General features: G+C 47.6%; 18 protein-coding genes. 4 read left to right on the top strand and 14 right to left on the bottom strand.

The genetic code is table 11. From position 1 onward, the window contains the following. Positions 1 to 16: 16 nt before the first annotated feature. The 11 genes from HMPREF2909_RS01935 to HMPREF2909_RS01890 form a co-directional block, all read right to left on the bottom strand. Positions 17 to 2,476, bottom strand: coding sequence for a glycoside hydrolase family 2 TIM barrel-domain containing protein (locus tag HMPREF2909_RS01935; protein WP_071415021.1), 2,460 nt, complete (start codon positions 2,474 to 2,476; stop codon positions 17 to 19). Between the two features lie 85 nt (positions 2,477 to 2,561). Continuing rightward, a complete protein-coding gene (locus HMPREF2909_RS01930) occupies positions 2,562 to 3,014 on the bottom strand; it encodes a hypothetical protein (RefSeq protein WP_071415020.1) in 453 nt (150 codons plus the stop codon). A 1-nt stretch (position 3,015) separates the two neighbouring features. After that, positions 3,016 to 4,431, bottom strand: a complete 1,416-nt coding sequence (locus HMPREF2909_RS09280) for a glycoside hydrolase family 3 N-terminal domain-containing protein (protein WP_210387851.1) — start codon at positions 4,429 to 4,431, stop codon at positions 3,016 to 3,018. Further along, positions 4,377 to 6,098, bottom strand: a complete 1,722-nt coding sequence (locus tag HMPREF2909_RS09275; RefSeq protein ID WP_210387850.1) for a glycoside hydrolase family 3 C-terminal domain-containing protein — start codon at positions 6,096 to 6,098, stop codon at positions 4,377 to 4,379. The genes HMPREF2909_RS09280 and HMPREF2909_RS09275 overlap by 55 nt, the downstream gene beginning before the upstream one ends. A 57-nt stretch (positions 6,099 to 6,155) precedes the next feature. After that, a complete protein-coding gene (locus HMPREF2909_RS01920; RefSeq protein WP_071415019.1) occupies positions 6,156 to 7,817 on the bottom strand; it encodes an MFS transporter in 1,662 nt (553 codons plus the stop codon). After that, on the bottom strand, positions 7,818 to 10,418 hold the full coding sequence (locus HMPREF2909_RS01915; RefSeq protein ID WP_071415018.1) for a family 78 glycoside hydrolase catalytic domain: 2,601 nt from the start codon (positions 10,416 to 10,418) through the stop codon (positions 7,818 to 7,820). Positions 10,419 to 10,876: 458 nt separating this feature from the next. Further along, positions 10,877 to 12,175 carry an ATP-binding protein gene (locus tag HMPREF2909_RS01910; protein WP_071415017.1) on the bottom strand — a complete coding sequence of 433 codons (1,299 nt, stop codon included), beginning with the start codon at positions 12,173 to 12,175 and terminating at the stop codon, positions 10,877 to 10,879. Continuing rightward, positions 12,172 to 12,888, bottom strand: a complete 717-nt coding sequence (locus HMPREF2909_RS01905; RefSeq protein WP_071415016.1) for a LytR/AlgR family response regulator transcription factor — start codon at positions 12,886 to 12,888, stop codon at positions 12,172 to 12,174. Before HMPREF2909_RS01905 ends, HMPREF2909_RS01910 begins: the two co-directional genes overlap by 4 nt. Positions 12,889 to 12,938: 50 nt before the next feature. Further along, entirely contained in the window at positions 12,939 to 14,213 is a 1,275-nt protein-coding gene (locus HMPREF2909_RS01900; protein WP_071415015.1) for an MFS transporter, read from the bottom strand. A 174-nt stretch (positions 14,214 to 14,387) separates the two neighbouring features. After that, positions 14,388 to 17,141 (bottom strand): alpha-L-rhamnosidase, encoded by a 2,754-nt coding sequence (locus tag HMPREF2909_RS01895; RefSeq protein ID WP_084797204.1) that lies wholly within the window; start codon positions 17,139 to 17,141, stop codon positions 14,388 to 14,390. A 13-nt stretch (positions 17,142 to 17,154) separates the two neighbouring features. After that, positions 17,155 to 18,537 (bottom strand): MFS transporter, encoded by a 1,383-nt coding sequence (locus HMPREF2909_RS01890; RefSeq protein WP_246815494.1) that lies wholly within the window; start codon positions 18,535 to 18,537, stop codon positions 17,155 to 17,157. Positions 18,538 to 18,730: 193 nt separating this feature from the next. Here HMPREF2909_RS01890 and HMPREF2909_RS01885 point away from each other — a divergent pair, with 193 nt between their 5' ends. Then, on the top strand, positions 18,731 to 19,441 hold the full coding sequence (locus HMPREF2909_RS01885) for a TetR/AcrR family transcriptional regulator (RefSeq protein ID WP_084797203.1): 711 nt from the start codon (positions 18,731 to 18,733) through the stop codon (positions 19,439 to 19,441). Positions 19,442 to 19,522: 81 nt separating this feature from the next. Here HMPREF2909_RS01885 and HMPREF2909_RS01880 read toward each other — a convergent pair whose 3' ends face one another. Continuing rightward, on the bottom strand, positions 19,523 to 20,461 hold the full coding sequence (locus HMPREF2909_RS01880) for a M15 family metallopeptidase (protein WP_071415014.1): 939 nt from the start codon (positions 20,459 to 20,461) through the stop codon (positions 19,523 to 19,525). Positions 20,462 to 20,492: 31 nt separating this feature from the next. Continuing rightward, positions 20,493 to 21,575 carry a serine hydrolase gene (locus HMPREF2909_RS01875; RefSeq protein ID WP_148130778.1) on the bottom strand — a complete coding sequence of 361 codons (1,083 nt, stop codon included), beginning with the start codon at positions 21,573 to 21,575 and terminating at the stop codon, positions 20,493 to 20,495. 87 nt (positions 21,576 to 21,662) lie between these two features. On the opposite strand from HMPREF2909_RS01875, the gene HMPREF2909_RS01870 reads away from it, so the two are divergent. Beyond that, positions 21,663 to 23,465 carry a DUF4037 domain-containing protein gene (locus HMPREF2909_RS01870; protein ID WP_246815493.1) on the top strand — a complete coding sequence of 601 codons (1,803 nt, stop codon included), beginning with the start codon at positions 21,663 to 21,665 and terminating at the stop codon, positions 23,463 to 23,465. On the opposite strand, the gene HMPREF2909_RS01865 is transcribed toward HMPREF2909_RS01870, so the two are convergent. Continuing rightward, the gene (locus HMPREF2909_RS01865; protein ID WP_021617728.1) at positions 23,466 to 23,681 is read right to left on the bottom strand and encodes a hypothetical protein; all 216 of its coding nucleotides are present in this window, start codon (positions 23,679 to 23,681) and stop codon (positions 23,466 to 23,468) included. Positions 23,682 to 23,749: 68 nt separating this feature from the next. On the opposite strand from HMPREF2909_RS01865, the gene HMPREF2909_RS01860 reads away from it, so the two are divergent. Together HMPREF2909_RS01860 and gdhA are read left to right on the top strand one after the other, a co-directional pair. Further along, positions 23,750 to 24,367, top strand: a complete 618-nt coding sequence (locus HMPREF2909_RS01860; RefSeq protein WP_071415011.1) for a DUF4125 family protein — start codon at positions 23,750 to 23,752, stop codon at positions 24,365 to 24,367. Positions 24,368 to 24,519: 152 nt separating this feature from the next. After that, positions 24,520 to 25,869, top strand: coding sequence for an NADP-specific glutamate dehydrogenase (gene gdhA, locus HMPREF2909_RS01855; RefSeq protein ID WP_071415010.1), 1,350 nt, complete (start codon positions 24,520 to 24,522; stop codon positions 25,867 to 25,869). Positions 25,870 to 26,420 lie beyond the last annotated feature (551 nt).

Below are 26,420 nucleotides of genomic sequence, written 5' to 3'. Positions count from 1 at the left end.
AGGGAAGCATCTTCGCCTACAGATCCAGCTGAGCTGTTCGCCCACGATTATCGCGCACAATCAAGCGTCCCGTAGCATCTTCAGGCACTTCTACTACAGCCAAAGCTCGACCATAGTATGTTCCTGACTCACCGCTAACAAAAGACGCCTCGTTATACGGCGAAGCACAGCCAAAACCAAGCAATCGCACACCTTTACCCTCAACGCTGGCAGATAACTGCCCGCGTTCAAGAGGTTTGACTTCACCAGCATTATCCGTATAATCTACATGAATAAATTTCACGCGCGAATTTTCTGACTCTGGCTCGCACGAAGCAGTCAAACGTGTTGTCTCTCCTGCTGAATGTAAAGCATAACGGCCTATTTCCTTGCCCGAAACGTCATAAGCCACAGCTTCCACCACGCCTGGCTGCCACGTGGTATCGAAGCAGGCAATGCAGTCACCGCGCATCTTCTTGCGTCCGACCTGCACACCATTGGCGAACAGAGCCACCGATGCTGCGCGCGCATACACTTCCACGCGCGCATCCTTACCCTCGCAACCGTTCCAGCTCCACGATGGAATAGCGTTGCTCATTTTCCAGGCGCTTGGCGAATGCTTGTCGTGCGTATGATTCACTGGAACCACCGCAATATACGGCCCTTTATCACCCTCAGCCTCCAAAGCTACGCGCGTATAGTAGGCTTCGCCCAGGAAGTTTCCTACGAGATCCACGCGACCGGAGCCGGCAGTCATCCAGCCACACTCGTTGGTCAAGGACGCATAATCCTCGTACTCCCACGCGCCTACAGAGGTTTCGCCCAGATAATCCGTGCCTGCCCACACGAAATCGCCAATCAAACGCGGGTTCTTTTTAGCGAGCTCACGGAACTTGTACGCGTCCGAGCAGAAGGTTTCCGAGCCTAAAATCAAGCGATGCTTGTACTTTTTCAGGTCGTGCTTGTAACGGTTAATACCGTAGTTATAGCCGGCAATATCCATGGCCGCAAACGCGTCGCGCGTCACCCAATCGCATGGCGGCAGCGAGGCGCCAATCTTCATAAAGTCCGCGCCCATAATGCCGGCCATATTGTTAAAGAATTCGCTTCCGCTGGCTTTATGCTTCACCGAGTCGCCCTCGCCGACAGCTTTACGGCGCGCGGCCTCTTCTGCCTCTTTCGCGGCTTTCTCGTCCGAGTACTGACCGAAACCGATTTTGTTAAGGAAGTTAAAGAAGATATTGATTCCGCAGGTGACCGGTCGCGTGTTATCGAGCGAGTGGAGATACTCGGTCATGCGCGTGGTCAACTCGATGCCGCGTTTTTGCGCGGTTTCTGCAACCTCGTTACCGGTTGAATACATGATGACGCTCGGATGGTTCTTATCCTTGTTCACCATATCGCGCAGATCGCGCTGCCACCACTGGTCGAAATAATCCACGTAATCGTGCTGCGTCTTGTGAATATACCAGTGATCGATATATTCATCCATTACGAGCACACCCAGCTTATCGCAGGCATCGAGCAGCGCCTTAGAAATTGGGTTGTGCGCGGAACGGATAGCGTTATAGCCGGCTTTTTGCATCAAGCGAACGCGACGTTCCTCCGCATCTGCATAGGTTGCTGCACCCAAAATACCGTTATCGTGGTGAATGCAGGCGCCTTGAATAATTACGCGCTTGCCGTTAAGCAGAAAACCCTCGTCTGTCCACGCAATCGTGCGCACACCAAAAGTTTCGCTCAGACTATCGCGAGCGCCATTATCGCTCACATAGCCCATCTTCATCTCGTACAGATGGGGATTCTCTAAGCTCCACAGCTCAACGTTTTCAAGCTCGAATTCGATGCTGCCCTGTGGCTCCACCCTCAGGCTTCGCGTATCCCCCATGTGGGGGATAGATAGAGTGACTGTTCCCGCAGCAGTCGCCTCCACCTGCACAGCCAATCGCGCGCGGTTACCGTCTACAGATACTGTGCGAATGGTTACGCCGTTATGCTCGAGATGCTCAGGAGATTCAGCCGTCCACAACTGTACGGGGCGGTAAATACCGGCTCCCGAATACCAGCGAGAATTAGGCTGATCGACATTGCGCGCAATCACGCGCAGCTCGTTGAGCGGCTCGTTATTCGCCTCACCCGAAGCAGCGCCACGCTTCACATAATCGGAAATATCTACATAAAAATTCGTGTATCCGTATGGTCTAAAGCTCAGTTTCTCACCGTTAAGCCATACCTCTGCGTTATGGTAGACGCCCTCAAACTCTAAGAACTGCACAGCCGGCGCATCTGCAGCCACATTAAACTGCTTTACATACTCATAGTCTGCGCCTTCGAACCAGCAGCCGTTGGTACCGGACGATGCCAAGCGCGAACGCTTTTCGTACAACATAGCATCATGAGGAATGCTAACGGCAGTAAATTCTGTGTCGTCTGGATAGCCCATTTCCGCGTTAATGCGGCGGTAAGACCATCCCCCATGAAAAGTTGTTGCGCGCATGGCACACTCCGTTCAATAATGTTCAGTATTTTCTCGGTGGTGGGTGCGCGGCAAAACGGCCACGCACCCAACCTCTTCGTGTTGTTTACTCTTGGTTCTTGCTCACTCGCATAAAGGAGCTAAGAATAACCAGAACTGCTGCGGCAAACATGGCGCCAATACCGTACAGTGCACTGTTCATATCGGCCAGGCTTTGCGCGTTGCGGTTAAAGGTCATAACCGAGGAGAACAGGTTAATGCGGTCTGCAAAGAACACGGTAGCTCCCCACACGATGAGCACTGCTTCCACTACGTACGCCAGATCCAGGAGAACACCTACACCTGTTTTGTTAGAAGCACGCAGCTGACCGAGCACCAAGATGAGCAGCTGGATAGCTAGGGCAATAACGCCACCCTCAACGGTTACCATGTTCAGCGGCAGGTTACCGAAAGTAACTGTGCCTTGATTAATGAAGTAGAAGACCAACGCTACTACCTCTACGATAAAGGCGAGCACTCCTACATAAAAACCGAGAGACAAATTCTTCAGAGCCTTCATCTTAGTTTCCCTTCTGTGCGGTCTGTGTACTTTGTGCGAACTTGCGACGGCTGAGCGCATACATCACAGCTGCTGCAGCGGTAAGTACGCCTGTTACGATGCTGGTTGCCAACAACAGGTTGTCGTACCACGTATTCACACGCTTCAAACGAGAGGTGGTGTTCAATCCGTCCATTGCATTGGAGTTAGCGATGGCGTAGTACTGCCAAATCATGTTGCGCTTCAATGCTGCAGACATTACCGAATCCTTTGCCACATCTTTGTCGTTCCAGTATGGCCAAATCTTCTTAATCGCTGCCATCGAATCGTCACCCGTGGAGGTGGTCATGGTTACGCCGTTAATAGCTGCCTGACGCAGGTTCTTATATTCGCTATCCATAATGAAGTCTTCGGAGACCAATCCCCTGAAGCCCCATTCGTTGCGCAGAATATTCATCATCAAACCAGTGTGAGCATTGGTTGCACGCACACCGATACGGTTGTAACCGGTCATCATGCCGAGAATATCGCCATCTTCTACGCCCATCTGGGAAGCACGCAGCTCACCTTCACGAGCCTTCTGCTCAGTCATAAACACAGCAATACCAATACGGTTAATTTCTGTATCGTTAAAGGCGTAGTGCTTACCAGCCAAAATCACGCCATAAGCACGGCTTGGCTTCACCGAAGCGGTTACCATTTGTGCAGTGAGCACTGGATCTTCCGAATAGTATTCGTGGTTTCGCGCATTGTAGGCATTACGATGCAAATCGGTGCCCAAGCCCCACAAAATGGTGGTGTTAGCCCAAATCGAGTAGTTGCCCAAGAGCTTACCCCATTCAGCAGCGAGCTGCTTGCTAAAGGTTTGGCCAATAATCGACTCGTTCGCCATAATACCCATAGAGTAGTTAGCGTTCTTATCCTTAGTATCAATCGCGTATGGGTCGCCGGACGACTTATCCTTATTCGCATACTGACCCAACGTGTAGGATGCGAAACCGTTAGGACCATCGTTCTGCACAGCTTCTGGAGATCTAATAGACACCACTGGCTTGGTGGAGGTTCCACCGAAAGCAGTACGAATCATGGCTTCAGATAAGGTCATCTGATTCATGAGCTTCTGGAAGTCCTTATTGTCAGGACTCTTTACACCCTTAAACTGAGCCAAAGTCAGGTTGTCGTCAGCACCCCATGTAGCAGCCTTTTCCTTGGTGTTCACAGTAATCTGGTAAGTGTCGTTGGTCAGACCGTCCTTAAGCATGTCCTCGGTAGCAGTCAGATCCTTGTACACCTTTGGCCAGGTGCCGTTCCAGTCAGAGCGAGACAAATAGGTGACTGTATCTGGCATCCACTTGTTCAAATCAGCATCTTCGAACTGATTTTCTACCTTCGTACCATTCTTGGTGGTAGCGAAAGTGGTGGTGTCGAGCTTATCCAAGGTCCAAGTTGCGGTCTCATCGGAATCGCATTCAATACGTTATCTACTGCAGCGTGTGCACCGTTGCCTACGGAGAAGTGGTAGTCACCCGCATCGAGAATATAGGTTCCCTTGGTTCCCTTAGCATTCTTCGCTGTAGAGTCCCAGCTGGCCATATACTGTGCGTCAGCAGTAATCGTTACGGTTTGGGAAACGCCTGGAGCGAGCTCGTCGGTCTTTTCGAAGTCAAGCAGTTGTACTGCTGGCTTTTCTACACCGTGCTCCTTATCGTAATCCGTGTATGGAGCCGAAACGTGGAGCTGAGCCACGTCCTTGCCGGCGCGCGTACCAGTATTGGTTACGGTCACCTGCGCGGTTACGGTCTTCTTGTCCAAATCAACAGACACAGCATCAAGCTTTTGGCTAAAGCTGGTGTAGCTCAAACCATAACCGAATGGGTAGGTAACCTCAGCATTGTAATCCCACGAATCGCCGGCGGTAGCGCCTGCAGACGAGGTTGCGTTGCCCGCGCCTGCTACAGCATCGGCATAACGGGTTTCGTAATACTTGTAGCCCGTGTAAATACCTTCTGCCTGAACCAGCTCGGAGTTAATCATATGCTTAGCATCGGCGTTCTTCCACTGGTAGTCGCCATAGTTTACGGCTGCTGGAGAGCTCTGATTATTGCTTACCCACGTATCTGCCAAGTGTGCCGATGGGTTAGCAGCACCGGAGAGTAAATCGGCAATACCGTAGAAACCGTAAGCGCCTGGCAGACCGATCTGCATAATAGCATCGACACCATCGTTATCTTTTACTTCCTGCAGCTGCATAGTGTTCGCGGAGTTTACGAGAACAATAACCTTACCGCCGCTGGCTTTCTTTGCGGTCACAGCAGCGTCGATCAGAGCACGCTCGTTATCGTTCAAACCGAGCGGATCGGTCTGGTTGAGCTTATCTTCCTCGTTCACACCTGCTTCGCCTGGCATATAGTTGCGGTTCTCACCGGACGCGCGGGCAACCGTCACAATCATAACGTTGTTATCGGCAAGCGAATCTCTCCACGACGGACTTGCCTTATCCAAAGCTTCCTGAGAAGGCTCTTTATTGCTAAAGGTTTCGCCGATCATCGGAGCAGTAATGCGCGTAACCTGCGAAATCTGACCGAAGTTGTTAATCTCCGTGCTGAACTGATCCTTCATACCGGTATACAGTTTTTCCGCAGTTTCATTAATCTTAAAGCCCTTAGCTTTCAAAGCCTGCACGAAATCAACGGTATCCGCATCCGTTCCCTGGTTCATCGACAGAGACGAACCCATATCGCCACCCTGCACTGGATAGTAGCTGGAGAAGCCCAGAAGGGAGACCTTCTGAGTTTCGGCCTGAGACAAAGGAAGAGCACCATTGTTCTTCATGAGCACAGAGCCTTCTTCGCTCATGCGCTCACCCAAGTCTTGAGCTGCCTGAACAAGTTCCTTCGTGCTCTTGTAATCCGACTTGTAGGTATAGGTCTTGGCAGCATCAACCTTCGAATCCGATACCCATTCCGTGCTGTGCGTGCCCAGGAACTTATTAATATCGGTTTTGAACCCGTTAATTGCACTGGTTGCGGTAATGGACAGCGCTAGACCGGCAGCAAATACTGTGGTTGCACCTCTCCACGCCCTCGTTGGCGTACCTTTCTTCATGGAATTCTCCTTCTTTAGGAAGCCTTATATGGTCTAAGACTTCAAAACTTGTGATTTTTATCTTTTCTTGACCGCGCGGGCTGCGAGTTTAACCTGATACTTGGCTTCTTCTTCCTCGAAGTTCAAGCCCTTCTTCGCGCACTTGGCGCGCAGCTCCTCGAGGCGTGCCTGCTCAGCTTCGCGCTCGGCCGCTTCCTGCTCGAGACGCAAACGCTCTTCTGGCTCGATCCATTCGCCGCCTGCTGCCAAAACTGCAGCTTTTTGATGTTCGACGATAATGGCATGATCTTCTTCTATATGCTTTTCTACGTTAAGGAAGAGCATCAGAATAACGATGATGGAATAGCAGATCAGTTCCGAACAGATATAGCATCCGGCAAGCACGGTCTGTACCATACCGTTTTGCGCAGTAACCAGCGGATTATATCCTGCTGCAGACAATAAAGCGTTGATTAAACCATTTCCTAGACCGGTCATGCCCACCATGATGGCGCCGTACACGCTCATAGTAAAGCCATCTGAGCGGAAACCGTTTTTTGCTTCTAAATGATCGAGAACGTCGGAAAGCAAAGCCAAAGTCACATACATTGCAGGAATAGATCCCACGCCTTTGAGAACAACACCAATAACTACAATCGGTAGACTATGCACATTAAGAAGGCTGACTGCACCGCCCAGCACAGCTAAAACCATACCGCCAGCAACAGCATTGCGCTTGCCCAATTTATGAGCAATTGGCCATGCCAGCAACATGCCGATAGCTGTTGGAATACCACCAATTAAGCCCAGAGTAGACATGGCTGCTCCTGCTGCAGCTTCCGTGTTCACGCCATCGAACATCCAGCGCGTGTAATAGCTCATAGAACCGTTTTTCACCATGCCGGAAAGCTGGAAGAGGAGGAAATACAAAATAATAATCCACCAGTATCCGTTGCTCATGCACACCTTGGCTTGCTTAGCCATAGACAGTTTTTCTTCTTTAATATTGAGCTTCATATTTTCTTCAGTAATGCGTTCGCGCGTGAAGTAATATTCGAGCACAATACCTAAAGCAGTCAGAACGCACAGCACGATCATGGCTACGCGCCAGTTTGCGTAGCTAGCAGCAGTGTCAATACTTCCCGAACCGCCATCTACAAAAAGATAGCTTTGCAGCACAATAGGCACAACAATGCTCGCAGCCACACCAATAGCAGCCACACCCGCAGCATTCGACATAGTTGCCAGAACTCCACGTTGATTCGAGTTACGCGTAGACAAAGCCACCATGGAGCTGTGTGCAGTGTAGAACAGTGGATAAGCCACAGCGTAATACATGTTATAGCTCACAGCTATCCATACCATCTGCACAGCAGGAGAGCTTCCTGTTGGAGTGAGGAATAGTAACGCAATAGCTACCACAACGAAAGGAGTGGATAAGAACATATAAGGACGAGCCTTACCCTGCTGGGTGCGCGTATTATCAATCAAGCGTCCCACAACGAGGTTTCCAGCAATCACAAAAATAACCGATACCATCGGCAGCACGGTCGAGAAAATACCGAACTTAGAGCTATCTGTCCATCCCAAAACATCGGAATAATAACGGTTTAGATACGAACCAAAAATTGCGTTCGAAATAAACGCCATAAAAGGCCCCACGAAATATCCTAAAAGCATTTCTGGCGCTTTAACATTCGCCGATGTAATGCGCGTTTTTAATACGGGTGAGTTAAACATTTAAGCGCGAACCTCCATGTTCGAGTTAGCGGTAAAAGTAGACGTGAAGGTGTGCGTACCATTGCTCACCTCATGCACACTGCCATCAGGAAGCACCACCTCAGCACGAGTGCTGACGGGAACGTCCACGGTTAAAACAAAAGTGCCGTTAGAATCGAGAGTCCAGGAGCTGCTGACCACACCATATGGCGTGCGCGTGCTAGCTTTCGCCCATGTTAAGCCGCCACCAACAATAGGTTGAACGCGGAAGGTCTTATATGCTGCGCTGGTTGCTTCCAAACCTGCTACGCGCGAATACAAGAATGCTCCCACAGCGCCCGAAGCGTAGTGATTGTAGGAAATCATAATGTCGGTGCCATCGTCGCCGATTGGGCATTCGCCGTTTTCATCGAGACCGTCCCAGCGCTCCCAAATAGTTGTTGCACCTTGCTTGACTTCATAGAGCCAGCTTGGGCAAGCATCATTAAGCAGCATGGAATAAGCTACATCAGGTCGTCCGTTATCGGCGAGAGCAAACAAAATATATGGTGTTCCTGGGAAACCTGTACCAATCTTATAATCGTTTGACTCTACTAAGCGCGCAAAATTACTTACTGCTGCTAAGCGCTGATTTTCAGGGAACATACCTAAATAAAGCGGCAGCACGTAGGCAGTTTGAAACTCATTAATGAGCTTGCCTTGACCGTCAGTAAAAACATTAATATAGGCTTGAGCTACACGATTTGCTAAAGCGTGATACTGTGCAGCATCTTCATCGTTACCCAGAACTTCAGCAACACGAGCTAAGGTGCGCGCTGTATTATTTAGGCTTGCAGTAGCAGTCCATGGAGAGCGTGCTTGCCACTGACTCATCTGAGGAACGTCTGGAGCAACCCAATCTCCAAAATGGAGAACAGACGGAGTATTCCAAATATAGCGTTTATCTCCGCGACCCCATAGACTAGCCCAGAACAAGCATGCTTTTACATACTTCTTCATAGTGGCATACATAGAGCGCAAAATCTCTTTATCTCCACGCGATTGGTAGAGTGCCCATGGCACGAGCACGCAAGCGTCACCCCACCAATCAATAGCCATTTGCGGCATCGTTGCTGGGAAACCGTAGCCTTGCACAGGCACAGTATTAGGAATACCCCCACCGCGAGTTTGTTCTGCTTTCACATCGCGCAGCCATTTATCGAGAAAACGGCTCATATCAAAGTCAAAGCAGGCTGTTGGAGCAAAAACGGCAATATCTCCCGTCCATCCCATACGTTCATCACGCTGAGGGCAATCAGTAGGAATATCCACAAGATTGGACTTCGAACCCCACATAATATTGCTATGCAGCTGGTTCAACGCGTTATTGGAGCATGCAAAAGATCCAATTTCTTCCATCTCGGAATACAATGCTATGCCTTGTACATCAAAAGCATCAGCATCAATACCGCTTACGCTAATATAGCGAAATCCCATGTAAGTAAAACGCGGTGCATAGCTTTGCTCTCCTGCTGCACAGGTGTATACAATCTGAGCTTTTGCAGTGCGCAAAAAGGTCATGTTTAACGATCCATCTGGGTTCAATATTTCCGCATGCTTGACGGTAATAACTTGACCTTCGCGTGCATCGCGCACACTGAAACGTACAATACCCGCAAAGTTCTGGCCAAAATCATAAATCAGTTCGCCGTTATCGCTGCGCTTCACAAGCTGTGGCTCAAAAACCTCATGCTCGCACACACGTGCAGAATAGTCAGCGCGAATCTGTGGATGAATACGCAGTTTTTCTATACTCGCCGCACGCCATGACGCTGCATCGAGCTGAACGCGTGCATCATACACTTCGCCATCATAGAGGTCTGCCGAACGAACAGGTGAATCTATCGTCACTTGCCATGAGCTATCTGTTCCAATAATATCTGTGCTGCCATCAGAGTAATCGATGCGCAGCTCAGCAAGCAAAGCCTGACGTTGTGCGCTCACACGGTTCTTGCGTGTAAAAACGAAAGAACCCACAGCCCATCCGCCCGTAACTGTAGCTTCTAAACGAGCTTCATTCGACTGGCGTAAATAATCCGTTACGTCATAGGTTTGATACTGCAGATTCGTTTTATACGAAGTGAAGCCAGGCGCAAAATAATATTCAGACACACGCTCACCGTTAATCGTAAAATCATACAAACCCATTGCTGTTGCATAAAGGCGAGCGCGAGCAATTGTTTTACCTGCTGTTGGACGTACAACGCGATAGAAAACCATTGGACGAGGCGATACTTTTTTCTCAGTAAAACGGTAGCTGCCATCGCTAATCCATTGCGCTTGCCATGGAGTATCGAGGCGGCCCGTTTCGAAAGTGGTATGAGTGCTGGCTGTGCGACCGTAATTATCGCGTATCTCAACGTCTACAGGATATTGAGTAAAAGCCTGCAGTCCAGCGCCAGCGTAGGCGAGAGCAACCTGATTAGTGGTTGTTGTTTCCCAATCTGCTATGCGCACACGTGCTTCTTGCAGGCTGGTCTCTGCTAAATCACTGGTTACGGCAAAAGATATACGGGGATGATGTTCGTCTGTAACGCATCCCGCTTCCCTGTTTTCTACGGTGAGATGTTCTACGCCTAACACAGCTTCCCTTTCGCCTTTGAACTCTCTGTGATATCTCTAATCTAAAAGTTCGCGGATAGGGAAGCGAGCGGGTCTGCATGAAATGCATTTTGAGCGTCATAAAATGCATGGAGAAGTATATGGGTTCGTTCGATTTACCGGGGTTTTGTAGGTTGTAGGTTGTAGGTGCGTGGAGGTTGTGAGCGCGGAACGCTGACAATGCGTACGCTCGAAAACCCCTCTCAATTCTCGCTCGTAAGTACGTAGAAGTTGCTAGCGTGCAATGCTAATAATGCTCACGCGCACTTTTAAGAGTGATTGGAATCCTCATCCGTGCGTGAATCATGAAACGCTATACCAAATCAGGTTTCACAAACCATCCACCTAAGCGCTCCGGACTGCCGCACAAGAATGATCAAATAAATCAAACCAAACCCACAGCTAAAATCCCAAGAACCCCAACTACCCTCTCGGAAGCCCTACCCTTCCCGGCGCAGAGGAATCATAATATTCAAGCTAAAAACCTTGTCCTGCGCGTTCATGGTCATCACGCCTCCATAGCGTTGAGTGACCAGTTGCATAGATTTCACACCGAAGCCGTGATACCGCTTATCTTTTTTACTCGTTTGCGGCAGTCCGCGTACAAAGCGAGGCATACGCCCGCACGAGTTTTCTACGTGAATAATAATCATACCGCGCGCCTCTTGCACTTTCATGCGGATATAGCGCTGCTGTTTGTCCTCAATCTGTACGGTTGCTTCCATCGCGTTATCAATAGCATTGCCGAAAAGCGAGTAAATATCTGCTGGCTTCATAAAAGATAGATGAGAGCCGTCAATCATACGGTCAAAAAGAATACTGCGCTGTTCGCAGATTAATGATTTATGCGCTAACAGCACGTCAAGCGTTTCGTTTCCTGTGCGCAACGAGGAATCATAAATGCTCACTAAATCTTTCAGATCGTTAATTTCTTCTTGAGTTACGCGACCTTCTAAAACAGTCAGCTGCTTTTTTAAGTCATGCGTTTTTATATTGATGAGATTAATTGTTTCTTTATCGCTTTCAAATTTTTGACGTTGCTGATTGAGCAGCTGGGAAAGAAACTCGTTATCGCGTTGCGCGGTTTCACGTTCAGTAATTTCGCGCAGTAAAACGAGCAGAAAAATACACGTGACTAAACGTGTGAGAACGAACATAAAATAAGCGTTATTTGCGATGCGTGTGTGAGCGATAAACTCATCAAATAAAGTAGAAAATACATTAACGCACAGCATAATACCAACAGCAACAAGAATAAAACTATTAGCAATATGTTCAGGTAGACGCCCATGCAGTGGCTGAGCGAACAGAAAATATCCGCACGCTAAAAACGCACAGAATAACAGCGGATACGCATACCATTGGTTATACAAAATACTGGCTGTTCCCTCGGAGTTAAGTATAGGAAAACCAATCTGAACTATTTGAGCGCAACTATAACATGCATGTTGTAAAGCTACGGTTCCTGCAGTAATAAAAAGCGCTTGCTTCCATGTGAGCTCCACACAGAACCATACTGCCAGATAGCACAGTGCATAAAAAACGAGAGATCGAGCGATAACTGCCCATACGACAGGAGGAGTAAGAAGGCTGCTCCAAGCCCAAGCAATACTACTGAATACAATAAGACTTGCCAGCGCTCGAACCAATACATTATTACGTTTGCTCATATGAGCGCTACACACAGCAGCTGTGGCGAGCAGTTCTAGCATAAAACCGGTTTCGCGGAAGAAAATCATAACATCATCCCCTCGTTACCCATGGCTGCAGCGAAACCCTGCATAAAAGCCTTATGATACGCACGACCTATAGGCACACGATCGCCACTGCTCACGTGCAACTGCGTGCTGCTGATGTTCATCACGTGATGAGGATTAACCAGAAACGCTTTCGAGCAGCGCAAAAAGCCTTTAGGCTCGAGCAGCTCTTGGACTTTCTGCAAACTTCCTGCGCTTGTTAAAATACCCAACTCCGTGTGGTAGTGCACATTATGACTGCGCACTTCAATATATTCAATATCGCTCACACGCACACGCACACCGCTGCCGCGGAAAGTAATAACAATGGAATCGTCGGCTTTTGCACATACTGCAACAGCGCGTTGCATTTTACGCTCAAAATCTGGGTATATGTACGGCTTAATAATGTAGTCAAGAGCATTAACTTCGTAGCCTTTTGCAGCGAACTGCGCCATATTGGTTACAAAAATCAGCACTGCTTTCTGGTCGAGGCGACGCAAAGAATAAGCTGCATCCATGCCATTCATATTTGGCATTTCAATATCCATGAAAACAATATCCCACACGGGTTTGTAGTCATCGAGCAAGATCGTGGGATCAGTAAAACGAGTTATTTTAAATTGCGCGCCGTGTGTGTTCGAAAAGGCGTCGAGAAACTTCGATAAGGTATCTGCTGCCTTATCGTCGTCTTCTACTAGGGCAATATTCAGCATCGTCGCCACCTCACCTCGTATCTCTTCGCGCAGGCTAGTCTTCGCTAAGCTTAGGATTGCCTCGTCTCATCCGTTCCGTAACGCTGCTGTAAAGCAATCATTGCACAACCTGCTATTGCTTCTACAATAACAACTCCAGCAAACCCCCACATGGTATATGTCAAAGTCTCTGGTGACGCCAAAGCAGGTGTTACGAGCGCAAATAAGCCGCAGATAAGACGAGAAACACCGTTAATATATCCTTGAACCGTCGCACGAATGCTCACAGGAAAAGACTCCTGCGTCCACACTTTATAGATAGCTTCTCCTGCCAAAGGAATACCCGCGTAAAGCAAAGCTGTGGCAGACACAATAATTCCCAGGTTAGAACCAGCCAGAGCCATAATAATAATGGAGGTAAACGTGAGAACTAGACCAACAGCAAAAGCCGTATTACGATGACGTCCTCCCGCTACAGTGGCGAAAACAATATTGAGCACGAGAGTAATGAGGTTCAACCCGATTCCTAAAGCTGTGGCGAGGCTTTGCGAGGCACCTGATTGCGCGAAAATATAGGTTTGGAACTGACCCCATGTATTCGCCAGCAAGTTCCACATAATATAGAACACTGTGATGGTTACGAGAAAGCCCGTCAGCGCTTTTCTATGTTCTCCGCTAAAGAGCGAGAGCATAGAAACTTTCTGATTATTACTTCCATCTGCTGATAAGAGATGATGCCTCTGCTGAGCTTGCTCATGAACAGCACGTAAACCAGGAGAAAGTAAACGCCACAGTGTGGTTATGATGCCCAGGACTGCGAAAACAGCGAAAACAATACGTCCACCTATTGCGCCGGCAAGTTTTGAGACTGCAAAGGCTGCGCTATAGGCTACAAACATGCCTGCTTGCCAGAATACTTGACTTGTGGAAATCAAACGCGAACTGGTGGCAGCATCGGGCGCATCGAAAGACAGCACAGTAATAGCAACAGGAACCTCAGCACCAGAAGCAATGCCGGCAATAATAATACCGGTCATGAGCATCGAAAAATCTGTAGCGCATACGCACAGGACAGCGCCCAGCATATAGAGCACATTAATCCAGTTGAAAAAGATAACGCGACCAATTTTATCGGCAATCCGACCACCTGCAATTGACCCGCCTGCAATAGCAAAAGAAAGCACTCCCGACAAAAGACCTACTTGCGCATCGGTTAAGCCTAAGCCAGATTGCCACACGGTTATTGTGGACGCTAATCCTACAATAATTCCCGATGCCAAAGTAGCACCTAATCCAGCAGCTACTGCCAGTTCTGTGTAATTGTGAGTTCGAGCTGTATTAGCCACCTGACGTGCGCTCCTTGTATACGGTATACATCATTGTCTGCAGATGAATCATATAGTATGAGCACGGTTCGGGCGCAGCAATGTGCACTGCACGAAATGCAGAACAGACGTCACAAAAAACACAATACTGCTGTGCAGGTGTGCAACAGCAGTATTGTGAGGGGTTGTTCTGTCTTAACTCAACTTAATCTTTATATTATGTTCGCCGGCAGTTAGCTCCTTACCGTCAAGGGCAGGAACAATGGCTGTTGAACCATATGGCACCTCCACATGAACGTCAACAGCAGAACCGTCATCGTTTATCTTCCAATCAACACGCGCCTGACCAAATGGCGTTATATGTGCGGTCGAGGCATGATCAAGACCACCTCCAACAAACGGATTTACTGCAAAACGTTTCCATCCCGGTTCCAGCGACTCCAAACCACCTATACCAGTGTGAAGCCACTGTGCCACAGAGCCCAGAGCATAATGGTTAAAGCTAGTCATTCCGCCTGGATTAATGGACCCATCTGGCAGAAGCGAATCCCAACGCTCCCACGTGGTGGTAGCACCCATAGCCACTTGATAGAGCCAACTTGGACATTGAGTAGATAGCAGTAACGAATACGCTTCCTGTATATGTCCTGTAGCAGATAAAGCAGGCAAAACATACGGCGTTCCCGCAAAACCAGTGCTTACTTTACCGCCTGATTCACGCACAAGATTAGCCAAACGCTCACCAGCGGCAGCAACAAGCCGTTCAGAACCCTCGAATAATCCAAAAGCAATCGATAATGCGTAAGCACACTGTGTATCAGAAGTCATGCGCAAACCGGTGTGGTCATTGCGCTGCACAAAACGAGCAATATACCCCGTGCGGATGCGCTCATACAAGCTTGCATAATGTTCTTCTTCCTCACCTTTACCGAGTGCGGCAGCAATGTATGAGGCCTGCTTGCAACTACGAGCAAAGAATGCTGTAGCAACCAGCTCTTTTTGAGTAATCGCCTGCGTTGGGTCTTCTGGAGGAGCACTTGGGTCAAGCCAATCTCCTAACTGACCAAGCGGATAACGTGGTTTGCGATCCCACACTCCGTCAGAACTTAAATACCCTTCTACTTCAGCAATCCAGTCATGAATAAGATTCCATGACTGTTCAAGCAGCTGCGCATCCCCATCATCCATATAAATAGCCCATGGCACCGCTACTGCAGCATCACCCCAAATTGCAATCGCCTCTGGTTTAGCCCACACACCCAGTGGCACAAATGGAACAAAGAATGGCACCGTACCACAGTTGAGCTGCTCACTGCGCACATCGGTGAGCCAGCTACCCAAAATATTGTGCACATCATACAGATACGATGCAGTTGGAGCGAATAGGTCAATATCGCCCGTCCAGCCCATGCGTTCATCGCGCTGTGGGCAGTCAGTTGGCAAAGAAACGAAATTTGACTTCATCGACCACAGAGCATTGCTGTGCAAACGATTGAGCAGCGTGTTCGAGCTATTGAACCAACCTGTGCGACGCATTGTGGTGTGGTAAACGCTGCACATGAGATCGTCTGCTGCCAGCTCTCCCGGATAGCCAGAAATAGTAGCATATCTAAAACCATGCATCACAAAACGAGGTTGCCACCAAGCGTCTTGCCCGTTAGAAATATAGGTATCGTGCTGCTGACCACGACGTAAGGTGCGCGTAGCTAAGCTTCCATCGCTATCAAGCACTTCTGCATGCCTCAGCTCTACAACATCGCCAGTTTTTAGACCTTTCATATGCAGATTAATAAGTTGCGAGCAGTTTTGACCGAAGTCTAACAGATACGTTCCATCTGCTTGCTTACTTATCGATACTGGACGGTTTTCGCCTTGCGCCCGTACAGCTTCTTTCGATGCTGGTTTAACTTTGTACTGATCATAGACCACTTCAGCCACGGGACCCCACTGTCCAATCGTACCTTGGGTTGTTGTTTCGTCGAATCCTGGCTCATCCCATCCCTTTTGCTCAAGACGAGCATCATAGGTTTCGCCTTCATACAGGTCGGAGCGCACAATTGGACCGCGTGCAGCATGCCAGGTTTCATCCCACGCATTTGAGTAGAACTTGAGCACTTGTCTATTATCGAGACGCACTTCTAACTGGGCTTGTACACCAATGCGATCACCGTAGACGTTAGGAATTCCACCATCGAAGCCGAGGCGTCCACGCCACCAGCCATCACCTAGGAGGAAGCCAAGCGCATTAGTTCCCTCATGAAGCATATCAGTTACATCGTAGACCCACTGTTCTACGCGATCACGATACACCGTCCACCCTGGGTTTAACACATCCTCACCCACAGTATGTCCATTAATATGCGCTTCTACAAGCCCTAAAGCACTCAGATACAGGCGAGCGCGCACGGGTTTGCCTGGCACATTAATCTCGGTGCGCACCAACGGCAAATGGCGATGATCAGTCTCCGGCTCACTCCACGCAGGACCCACAAAATCTGCGTTGAGCTCCCACGCCGCCATACTTGATTCCACACGCACAGCAGCCGGCTGCACGTCACTTCCCACCAATTGCACACTCAGGCGCGCTTCCTCTCGTGGAGCCAATGGGTCAAAAGGCCAATCCACTAACACATGAGACTGTGCTGGAAGCTCCACACTATCTTGTGTTCGAGCAACTTCCACACCTTCTCTTACTACACTGACCAACACCCGATCACCCTGCGTTGGAATTCCCTCGTAATCCCAGCTTAAGCGTGGTGATGTGTGTGCTATGCCCAATACATCGCCAGAATAATGTTCAACACGCACTGCACTGACGCGCACATCACTAACGTACTCGCCACCGCAATAGTGCTCTCCCCGCACCCCATTCACCTGAGCACCACTCACGCGCTCACCACTAAGGTAATCATTCTTTGTATCAACTACTTCGTCATTGTGTGAATTCATCGTTGAATTCTCCTTATTTGGCACCATGTATTTCCTGCAATTGACGTTCTTCGTCTGTGCCATACTTCTTTTGCAAGCCAAGCATCCACAGACCCGCCAAACTCATCACAAATACAACACCTGCGAATCCCCACATGGTTTTCTGAATAACACCAGGAACCACAAGCATAGGAGTAATCAGCGCGAATAAACCGCAACACAAGCGAGAGAAACCGTTAATGTAACCCTGAATAGAAGCACGAATTTCAATAGGGAAAGATTCCTGCGTCCATACCTTATAAATTGCTTCACCTGCTAAAGGACTACCCAAGTTCATAAAAGCAGTTGCACCAACAATAACCCAGAGGTTTGTACCAGCCAAAGCCATAATAATCATTGCAGACAACTGAATAACAATACCCGCAACAAATGCCTTATTGCGGTACTTACCACCTGCAACCGAAGCAAAGGCTATATTCAGAATAAGGGTAATAAAGTTCAAAATAATACCCAAACCGGTAGCAAGAGACTGACTTGCACCTGCTTTCGCAAACATAAAGGTTTGGAATTGACCCCACGTATTTGCTAAGAGATTCCATCCAACATAGAAAATCAAAATAGCAGCCAAGAAACTCAGCAGCATAACCTTGTTACGTCCGAAAAGAATCTTTGTTACAGATACGTTAGTGTCATGCGCAGTAACACCCATCTGCGCATCACGAGCGTCTGCTTCATCATGAAACTTCTTAAAGGTTGGAGAAGTAACACGCCATACAAAAGCAATAACTGCGAATATCGCCAAAATTGCAAAGACTACGCGACCGCCAGTAGCGCCGGAAAGTGCAGAAACCAAGAAGGCGCAAATAAAGGAAATAAACACACCCAACTGCCAGAATACCTGAGTAAGAGATACCAAGCGAGCAGCGAGAGAATCATTAGGAGCGTCATGCGAAACCACCGTCATAGATACTGGTAAATCTGCGCCAGAAGCCCATCCGGCAATAATCAAACCAGCAAGCAACGTCCAGAAGTTTTGAGCAAAGATACATACAACTGCTCCAACAGCATAGAGCAAATTAATCCAGTTAAAGAAGAAAACTCGCCCAATCTTATCGGCAATTCGACCGCCCATAAGCGAGCCAAAAGCGATAGCGAAGGTCATAATACCTGAAAGCTGACCTACTTGAGCATTCGATAACTGTAAACCTTCTTGCCACACAGTAATTGTTGCCGATAAGCCAACAATAATACCGGAACCAAGCATTGAACCAATACCTGCTGCAACTGCTAGCGAGCTATAGCGACCTAAGCTTTGTGAGCTTTCTGTCTGAGACACCTGTGTCATGTTATACCTTTCATCACGTCTGCGTGCCTGAACATTCTCAGCTGCGATACCGTTATCGCGAACTTGATTCATATCTTAATTACTAATTTACAGGTTTGCAAGTTGTAAGTAGAAAAATATAAATCCTTATGAAATGCACTTACCAAGGCATTGTTACGCAACGCAACTTACACATGTGTATGTAATGATGCGTACGTATGCGATAGAACAGCACCCCAGCACATGTAGAATAAGACCAGAGATTGCCGCTCGATGGAGGAATGTTATGGCACATACTGCAACATCATCGCAAACAGACGCCACCAGTGAACGTGCGCTCATTTCTGAACTAATTACTGCACATTCAGAGAAAATCGCGGAACGCCCAGCTCGTCGGCGCAAAAGTGCTCAAGAGCGTTTCGAAGAAATTATTGATGTTGCTGTACGTTTAATTGGCGAGAAGGGCTATTTTGGTACCAGCCTGCCCGATATTGCACATGAAATTGGCATTTCACATACTGCTGTTTTGCATCATATTAAGAATAAACAAAATCTTTTAATTGCCATTATTGAGCGTCATTACGATCGTTTTGATGCTATGCAGAATTATTTAGCTCAGTTCAATGAGGATGGCGAGCACTACGGTGAAAAAGCATGTATTCCTGAAGTGTTACGCCGTGTTGTTGCACAAAATGTGGAGCAGCCAGAAATGGTGAAGGCTTTTGAAATTTTGAACACTGAAGCCATCACTCCTTCACACCCTGCCCATGCGTATTTTGCTCAGCGTCCGCAAAAGTTTAAGGAACAATACCGTCAATATGAGTGGGCTGTGCCTGAAGGTGTTGATGGTGAGTTTGTATTTTTACTTGCTTTTGCTGCAATGTACGGATTAGAAGGACGCTGGTTAACGAATCCCGAGAGTATTGATTTCATCGAAGAATGGGCAAAATATGAGGATTATCTCTTCCCACTACCACAATGGGAAGGTTGTCGTTAAGAGCGAGAAAAAATCGAGAGAAAGCCAAAGCAAACAAGGGAGCGAAAACGCCCCAACACATCTAGGAATACCCACCCTCTCCTACACCGGATCGTTCAAATGATCTAGAAACTCCTCCAAAGTCCAACCTTTGGCGGTTATGTATTGCGCAATACCTCGACCAACATAGCGGAAATGCCAATCTTCGTAATCAACGCCGGTCGATTGTTCTTTACCACGAAGGAAACGCAAAATAAAACCATACTGAGGAGCTAGAGATTGAATACGCTGCGCAAGAGCAGGGTCTTGCACATTAATATCTTCAGCCGTACTTAAATCCACAGCTAATCCAGTTTGATGCTCGGATTGCCCTGCTGGTTGCGAATATGTTTTTACCTGCGTTTCCGCCTGCTCACGATTCCAATCAGGATGAGCAGCCAGTTCATCGTTCACATACCCCTCAAACAGTTGCGTCTGGTAAGCCACACTGCGATAGCAAGAGATAAAATGAGCGCTTGAATCCACCTCCTGAGCGGCGTGAAGAAATTCAGACAGTTCATCAGCCACACGCGAATCGATGCTACACCTATTATTCAACTCCATTAGCTGTGGATTCATTTCCTCGCGAGGATGCTCACGGTTCACTAATACTAAGCGCCAATCATCGGCAGTAACACCAAATTTTTCTGCAATAGTCTGCTTAGTTTTGCTTGAACCATGCTTACCTGGACCATACTTATGAGCAGCATCAGAATTCTTCACTACAGCAGACTGGGCGCTTGCTTTGCTCCTTAATTTACTGCCCACTTTACTATTTGCTTTACGGTCAGCAGCTTGCTGTTTCACACTCGCAGCACGACTACTCGTTGCAGTAATAAAATCAGAACGCATGCGCTGAACTGCACGTTCTCCCCACAGTGACCAGCCTGCCACAATAGCCACAATGAGCACAATAACCATGCTCTGAATGCTTGTAGCACGTTGCTGCGATGGCAATTGTTCAACGCCTAACCACTGTCTCTTTTCCGCACGTTTCTTCATATCTTGCGAACTTCTCTGCCTACTTCGCTGCTTATTTCACTACAGTCTTCGCTGTCATCTGCTCATCGTGAACGCTGGCTAAACTATGCGCTAAATCAGAAAGTAAATCATAACGACCATAGGCTGTGCTCATCACAGCCATCACGTAATCACCCGTGTCGCTTTTTACTATACCTGCATCGTTTTGCGCGAGAACATACTCATTGATGTCATTCCATCCAGCCTTTGTATAGGTAGTACCTCCCACTCCTTGATTAATAAAGGAGTTGAGCGTATGGGTATAATAATCTGCAAACCATTGCCTAGAGCTATCTGTTAAAGCGGCATTATAGAAAGCTTCTGCATTGGTCGCTGGTTGTGCGCGCATGGCGTCGGTAGCAAAAAGATAATCGTAACCAAGCACCCACATTTTGGCTAAATCAGCGACAGGAATCCACCAATACTTCGTGCGCCCCAGCTCTGTATTAATATTCACGCCGGCAGTCCAGTTATGCAAAGCTCCTACGCCATAACTGTCAATTAACTGCTGGTAACTGTTGTTATCGGAATTAACAATAGCATTTTGCACCAATTGCGCAGTAGCTACATCTGTTGCAGCTGGGTTAAGCACTCCCTGCTCAAAATCAGCCATAATAACCGGTCCCTTCATAGAAGAAGCCGTATAATTTGCGGTTGACTGCTTGTATCCGAGTGTTTTCCCTGATGCTAAATCAACCACAACAAAAGACACGTTATTACCGGTGCTTTCGATGGCAGCAATTTTCTGATTTAGTTCGTCAGTTTTTTCCTGATTCAAGCTAAAACCTGAAGAAGTAAGAGCATGTTTATTCGTGAGACTATCGATGCGTACTACTGCTTGCATAACGAGATTATTGGTATTTTTATCGTATAAACCGCTGTTACGCGCTTGACGAAGAAAGCTGTGAGATTCATCGCTAGTATGGGAGGATTTTTTCGCTCTGCTCGCTTTACTGGCTCTGCTCGCAACGTGTGCGGTTGTGCGTTGCACTCCAACAGCTATACGCATAACCCAGCTCGCACCAGAAATAATCACAGCAAGAGCTATAAGAGTAGCAATAATACGATTTTTATACTTCTTCATTAAGTGCAACACGCACGTCACCCTTGAGAACCCTCCGCTCGTCTCATATACCCGCCTTCATCATACACACAAGCCTGCAAAAGACTTACAATGGTTTCTATGAGCGAGCATTTCAATGTAGAAAAGTTTTATGCCGGTCTTGACCAGATTTTTGAACAGCATCGCGCAAGCATTGATGCTTTACCGTATTTAGAGCAGGCGCTTGACCGCGCTTGTCAGCTCAACGATAGCAGTGCTGAGCTTAGTGTTATCAGCGAATTTTTAGGCTTTGACCGCTCTCATGCGCGCCATGATCATTCTCGTCTGCTCTGCACCCGCGCATTGCAATTGCGTCAAGAACTTGGTTTGGCAGACAGCGCGCAAAGCACGATTATTCTTATTAATGTAGCCACAGCCTACCGTCAAGCAGGAGATTTCGAGCAAGCGCGCAGATATTATGAGATGGCTGCTCGCGAAGCCGAAACAACGCTGAGCAATACTGACCGCCAAAAAGCCGCTTTATACAATAATTTTTCTATTCTGTGCAGCGAAACTGGCGAATATACTGAAGCTATCGAGCATCTCACCCGCGCTTTAGATCTTATGCAGCTGTCAAGTAAAGACCCTGAGAATGACCCTGATGTGGCCACAAGTTTAACAAATTTGGGCATGTTAGAAGTAAAAACGGGTATGCTCAGCCAAGCATTAGAACATACCAAGCAAGCGCTCAGCATTTATGAACGTAATAGTGCTCTACAACAGTCCGCGCATTTTACCTCTGTTTTAGCTGGTTATGCTTACGTTTTGTTTGCATACGGACGCTTGCAGGAGTCTATGCACTATTATGAGCAAGCAGTACCTTTAATTGCTCAGTTTTATGGCACTTCGAGCGATTACTACACAGATACTGCCGAGAATTTACGCATAGTACGTGAAGCGTTAGGCGTTGATGCTGCCCAGCCAACGCCACAGCATATTGCCGGATTAAAACTATCTCGCCAGTATTGGAAAGCTTATGCCGATGAGCTCTTTTCTGGAGATTTAGCTCCACTGCGAGCGCGATCTGCTGTGGGTTTGATTGGGCATGGTTCGGAATGTTATGGCTTTGATGATGCGATTTCGAGCGACCATGATTTCGGCCCGCGTTTATGCATATGGTTAACAGCCGAAGATTATGAACAGTATGGCCAGCAACTTCAAGAAAGATATGAAGCATTACCTTCTGATTTCATGGGCTTTAAGCGTTCTGTGCAGTCCCCTCGTGGCGGCGGTCGTGACGGAGTGATGAGTATTGATAGTTTCTTTGAATCTATAACTGGTATGGCGAGCGCACCTGAGCACTCTGGTGAGGAACACCTCTGGCTGAGCTTAGATGAGGCTACTTTAGCTGCTGCTACTAATGGCGAGATTTTTGCTGACCCATGTGGAGCTTTTTCTAGCCGTCGTCAAGCTTTTAAAAATATGCCTGAGGATGTGCGCTTGTATTTGATTTCTCAACGTTTAGGCATGATTGCTCAAGCCGGTCAATATAATTATTCACGCATGCTTCAGCGCGGAGACGAAGCAGCGGCCGCGTTAAGTGCGCACGAATTTGTGATGGCTGTATCATCTTTGATTTTCTTACTCAATAATCCTCTGACGGTTGGTTATGCACCTTACTATAAGTGGCGCATGGCAGCTCTGCGTAAGTTGAGCCGCGGCATGGCCATTCAATTAGCAGATATCTGTGAGCCTTTGGAGTTAATTGCCGCGCAAGCTTTGGATGAGAAAACTCAAGAACGCATGGACTTTATATGTTCTCGTATTGTTGAGCAGCTCAATACTGACGGTTTGAGTTCAAGCACAGAGGACTTTTTGGAATGGCATCGCCCATATGTTGAAGAGTTGATTTCTTCCGATAGTACACTACTGCACAGCATGTAGTTATTCTTCGCTATGCGGATGTTGCAATCTAAAGACTAACCACATGAAAAATGTTGATATAGCAACGCCACCAAGGATTTGGATAATGCCAACGAAAGTAAAAAGTGAGGCCCATCCTTCAAAAAGGAGTTTTATAAGAGTATTAATAATGAGTAAAACAACAGCATATACGCATGTTTGTTGCCATACTTTTAATCCTGAAAACCAAGTGCTCATCAGAGCCTTCTTCCACCAAACAGTGTTTCACTCAATGTAGTACTACTATTAAACAGCAAAGGAGCGGTATGAGCGAACAGATATCTGTGCCTGATCTTGCCGAAAGCATTGTGCGCACAGAATGGCATCAGTTTCAACAGGTCAATAATGAGGGCGGTCGCGCGAATTGTCAGGGTAATTGGCCTACTTTTCACGTGATGCGATTAAGCCAATTTCTCACATGGACGGTTGAACTGTTACGAAGTTATGAACGAGACTTAGCATCAGGACGTAACTTGCTGATGGAAAAATATGCGTGGATGATGGCATCTACTCAATCTGAATATTTTCATAAAGAGCTCGAACCGTATCTCCTGCAGCTGTCAGATGAGCGCATAGAGATACAAGAAAAAATTATTGATCAGCAACTTCAGTGGGCGCGCGATTTTCATGCGCAATACCTAACTTTGGGCGATAATATGCGGGTTTTAACCACAAACCAAGATACAGACGATGCAACAAGTTTCGAAACATATTTGCGCGGCGAGCTAAGCACATACTCTAACGAAACAGTGCTGCTCTACAGTCAATTTATCAAAACTTTAGCACGCGAAAACCGTAATCTTACACACGAAATAATAACGTGGACAGTCAAGCTCAGCGGCTACGAAAATCTAGATGCTGCGCAACAGTATCTCACGATGTGAACACTTTGATGGCGCGAAAAGCCTGAAAATTAGCGCGTTTTCATACTCGTAACATTTTCTTAGTCGCTCTCGCCATGCCCCTGCATATTCTAGTACTTACAGTTTTCACGAGAAACTCTTCACCATATAACAGATGAAAACGAGGACTAATCATGGCAATTACTAATGAATACTTACAGCGTGTTTATGCTCAAGCAGAGAAGCGTGACGGAGATCAGCCAGAATTCTTGCAGGCTGTTCGCGAGGTTTTCGAAACTCTCGGACCAGTTGTAGAAGCTAATCCACAGTACGAAGCTAATGGCATTCTCGAACGCTTTATTGAGCCAGAGCGCGCAGTAAAGTTCCGCGTATGCTGGGTTGACGATGAAGGTAAGACTCAGGTTAACCGCGGATACCGTATTCAGTTCAACAGCGCTATTGGACCATACAAGGGTGGCTTGCGCTTCCACCCAACTGTAACCGAGTCAGTTGTTAAGTTCCTCGGTTTCGAACAGATTTTGAAGAACTCCCTGACCACTTTGCCAATGGGTGGCGGTAAGGGTGGTTCAGACTTCGACCCTAAGGGCAAGTCAGATGCTGAAGTTATGCGTTTCTGCCAGGCATTCATGACTGAATTGCAGCGCCACATCGGTCAGTTCACCGATGTTCCTGCAGGCGATATTAACGTAGGCGCTCGCGAAATTGGCTATCTCTTCGGTCAGTACAAGCGCATTCGTGATGAATTTACTGGTGTTTTGACTGGTAAGGGCTTGGAATGGGGCGGCTCTTTGGCTCGTACCGAAGCAACCGGTTATGGTTTGTGCTACTACACTGCTGAAGCTTTGGATAAGTTGCGTGGCGATTCCTTCGAAGGCAAGACCGTTACAATCTCCGGTTCCGGTAACGTAGCTATTTTCGCTACTGAAAAGGCTCAGGCTTTGGGTGCAAAGGTTGTAACTGCTTCTGATTCCAATGGTTACATCTACGATCCAAACGGCATTCAGCTTGACGTTGTGAAGGATATTAAGCTCGGTCACCGCGGTCGCATTAAGGAATACGCAGATCGCGTTCCAGGTTCCGAATACCACGAAGGCTTCACTGGCGTATGGACCGTTCCATGCGACATCGCTTTGCCTTGCGCAACTCAGAACGAAATTGACGAAGAGTCTGCAAAGACCCTCGTAAAGAACGGCTGCACCGTGGTTTGCGAAGGTGCTAACATGCCTTCCACTCCAGAAGCAATTGCTGTATACCAGGCCAACGGCGTACTTTACGGTCCTGCAAAGGCTGCAAACGCTGGTGGTGTAGCAGTATCCGGTCTCGAAATGAGCCAGAACTCCTACCGTTTGTCTTGGAGCTTCGAAGAAACCGACGAGAAGCTGCACGATATTATGAAGGACATCGTTGCAAGCTCTCTCGAAGCTGCTGAAAAGTATGGCAAGAAGGGCGATTTGATGGCTGGTGCAAACATCGCTGGTTTCATTAAGGTTGCTGATTCTATGGTGGCTCAGGGCGCTTACTAAAGCCTGATTACCACTGTCGGTAGCAAGACATCAAGGAAGCGTCTGTGTAGGTTGTGTTACACAGACGCTTTTCGTTGTTGTTGGGGCGATCCGGAGGTGAGGGATTTTCCGAAATTGTTATGTGAAGTAACATAGCAATTGGGAGCACGGACATATTATTGGAGGTTTTTATGTCTCGTGTTGATTGAGTCTCATGCGATCGTGCGACGCCCTTTTGTGTTGTATCTTTCGTAGCCATTCATTAGCGATGAGTGGTAAAGCTTTTACAACTCCTGATTCGAGAGGTCAAAAAAAACTGTAACACGTAGCACTACCGATAGCTATGAACGATAAAGCAATAAACCGAAAACACGTAGTCAAGCGAAAGTTCTTTTACCCTTCAAAGTTGGAGGGTATCAGGAATTTTGTGTAAGTGGTGGGTTGCCCTATGGAGAGTTCTATTTAGGGTCTTGAGGCTAGTTACAATGACGTTGTGCTTGACCTGACCTATTTTAGTTCATCATATAAGTGGTTCGCTAGGTTAGCTGGTATGCTGTGCACACCATAACCTT

The organism is Alloscardovia sp. HMSC034E08 (genome assembly GCF_001813415.1).
Taxonomy (GTDB): Bacteria; Actinomycetota; Actinomycetes; order Actinomycetales; family Bifidobacteriaceae; genus Alloscardovia; species Alloscardovia omnicolens.
This window is presented reverse-complemented; position numbering and strand designations above follow the sequence as displayed.

Bases quoted from the DNA above. Each gene is read 5' to 3' on its own strand.
- HMPREF2909_RS01935 (WP_071415021.1), bottom strand. From the start codon at position 2,476: ATGCGCGCAACAACTTTTCATGGGGGATGGTCTTACCGCCGCATTAAC.
- HMPREF2909_RS01930 (WP_071415020.1), bottom strand. From the start codon at position 3,014: ATGAAGGCTCTGAAGAATTTGTCTCTCGGTTTTTATGTAGGAGTGCTC.
- HMPREF2909_RS09275 (WP_210387850.1), bottom strand. From the start codon at position 6,098: ATGAAGAAAGGTACGCCAACGAGGGCGTGGAGAGGTGCAACCACAGTA.
- HMPREF2909_RS01920 (WP_071415019.1), bottom strand. From the start codon at position 7,817: ATGTTTAACTCACCCGTATTAAAAACGCGCATTACATCGGCGAATGTT.
- HMPREF2909_RS01910 (WP_071415017.1), bottom strand. From the start codon at position 12,175: ATGATTTTCTTCCGCGAAACCGGTTTTATGCTAGAACTGCTCGCCACA.
- HMPREF2909_RS01905 (WP_071415016.1), bottom strand. From the start codon at position 12,888: ATGCTGAATATTGCCCTAGTAGAAGACGACGATAAGGCAGCAGATACC.
- HMPREF2909_RS01895 (WP_084797204.1), bottom strand. From the start codon at position 17,141: ATGAATTCACACAATGACGAAGTAGTTGATACAAAGAATGATTACCTT.
- HMPREF2909_RS01890 (WP_246815494.1), bottom strand. From the start codon at position 18,537: ATGAATCAAGTTCGCGATAACGGTATCGCAGCTGAGAATGTTCAGGCA.
- HMPREF2909_RS01885 (WP_084797203.1), top strand. From the start codon at position 18,731: ATGGCACATACTGCAACATCATCGCAAACAGACGCCACCAGTGAACGT.
- HMPREF2909_RS01880 (WP_071415014.1), bottom strand. From the start codon at position 20,461: ATGAAGAAACGTGCGGAAAAGAGACAGTGGTTAGGCGTTGAACAATTG.
- HMPREF2909_RS01870 (WP_246815493.1), top strand. From the start codon at position 21,663: ATGAGCGAGCATTTCAATGTAGAAAAGTTTTATGCCGGTCTTGACCAG.
- HMPREF2909_RS01865 (WP_021617728.1), bottom strand. From the start codon at position 23,681: ATGAGCACTTGGTTTTCAGGATTAAAAGTATGGCAACAAACATGCGTA.
- HMPREF2909_RS01860 (WP_071415011.1), top strand. From the start codon at position 23,750: ATGAGCGAACAGATATCTGTGCCTGATCTTGCCGAAAGCATTGTGCGC.
- gdhA (WP_071415010.1), top strand. From the start codon at position 24,520: ATGGCAATTACTAATGAATACTTACAGCGTGTTTATGCTCAAGCAGAG.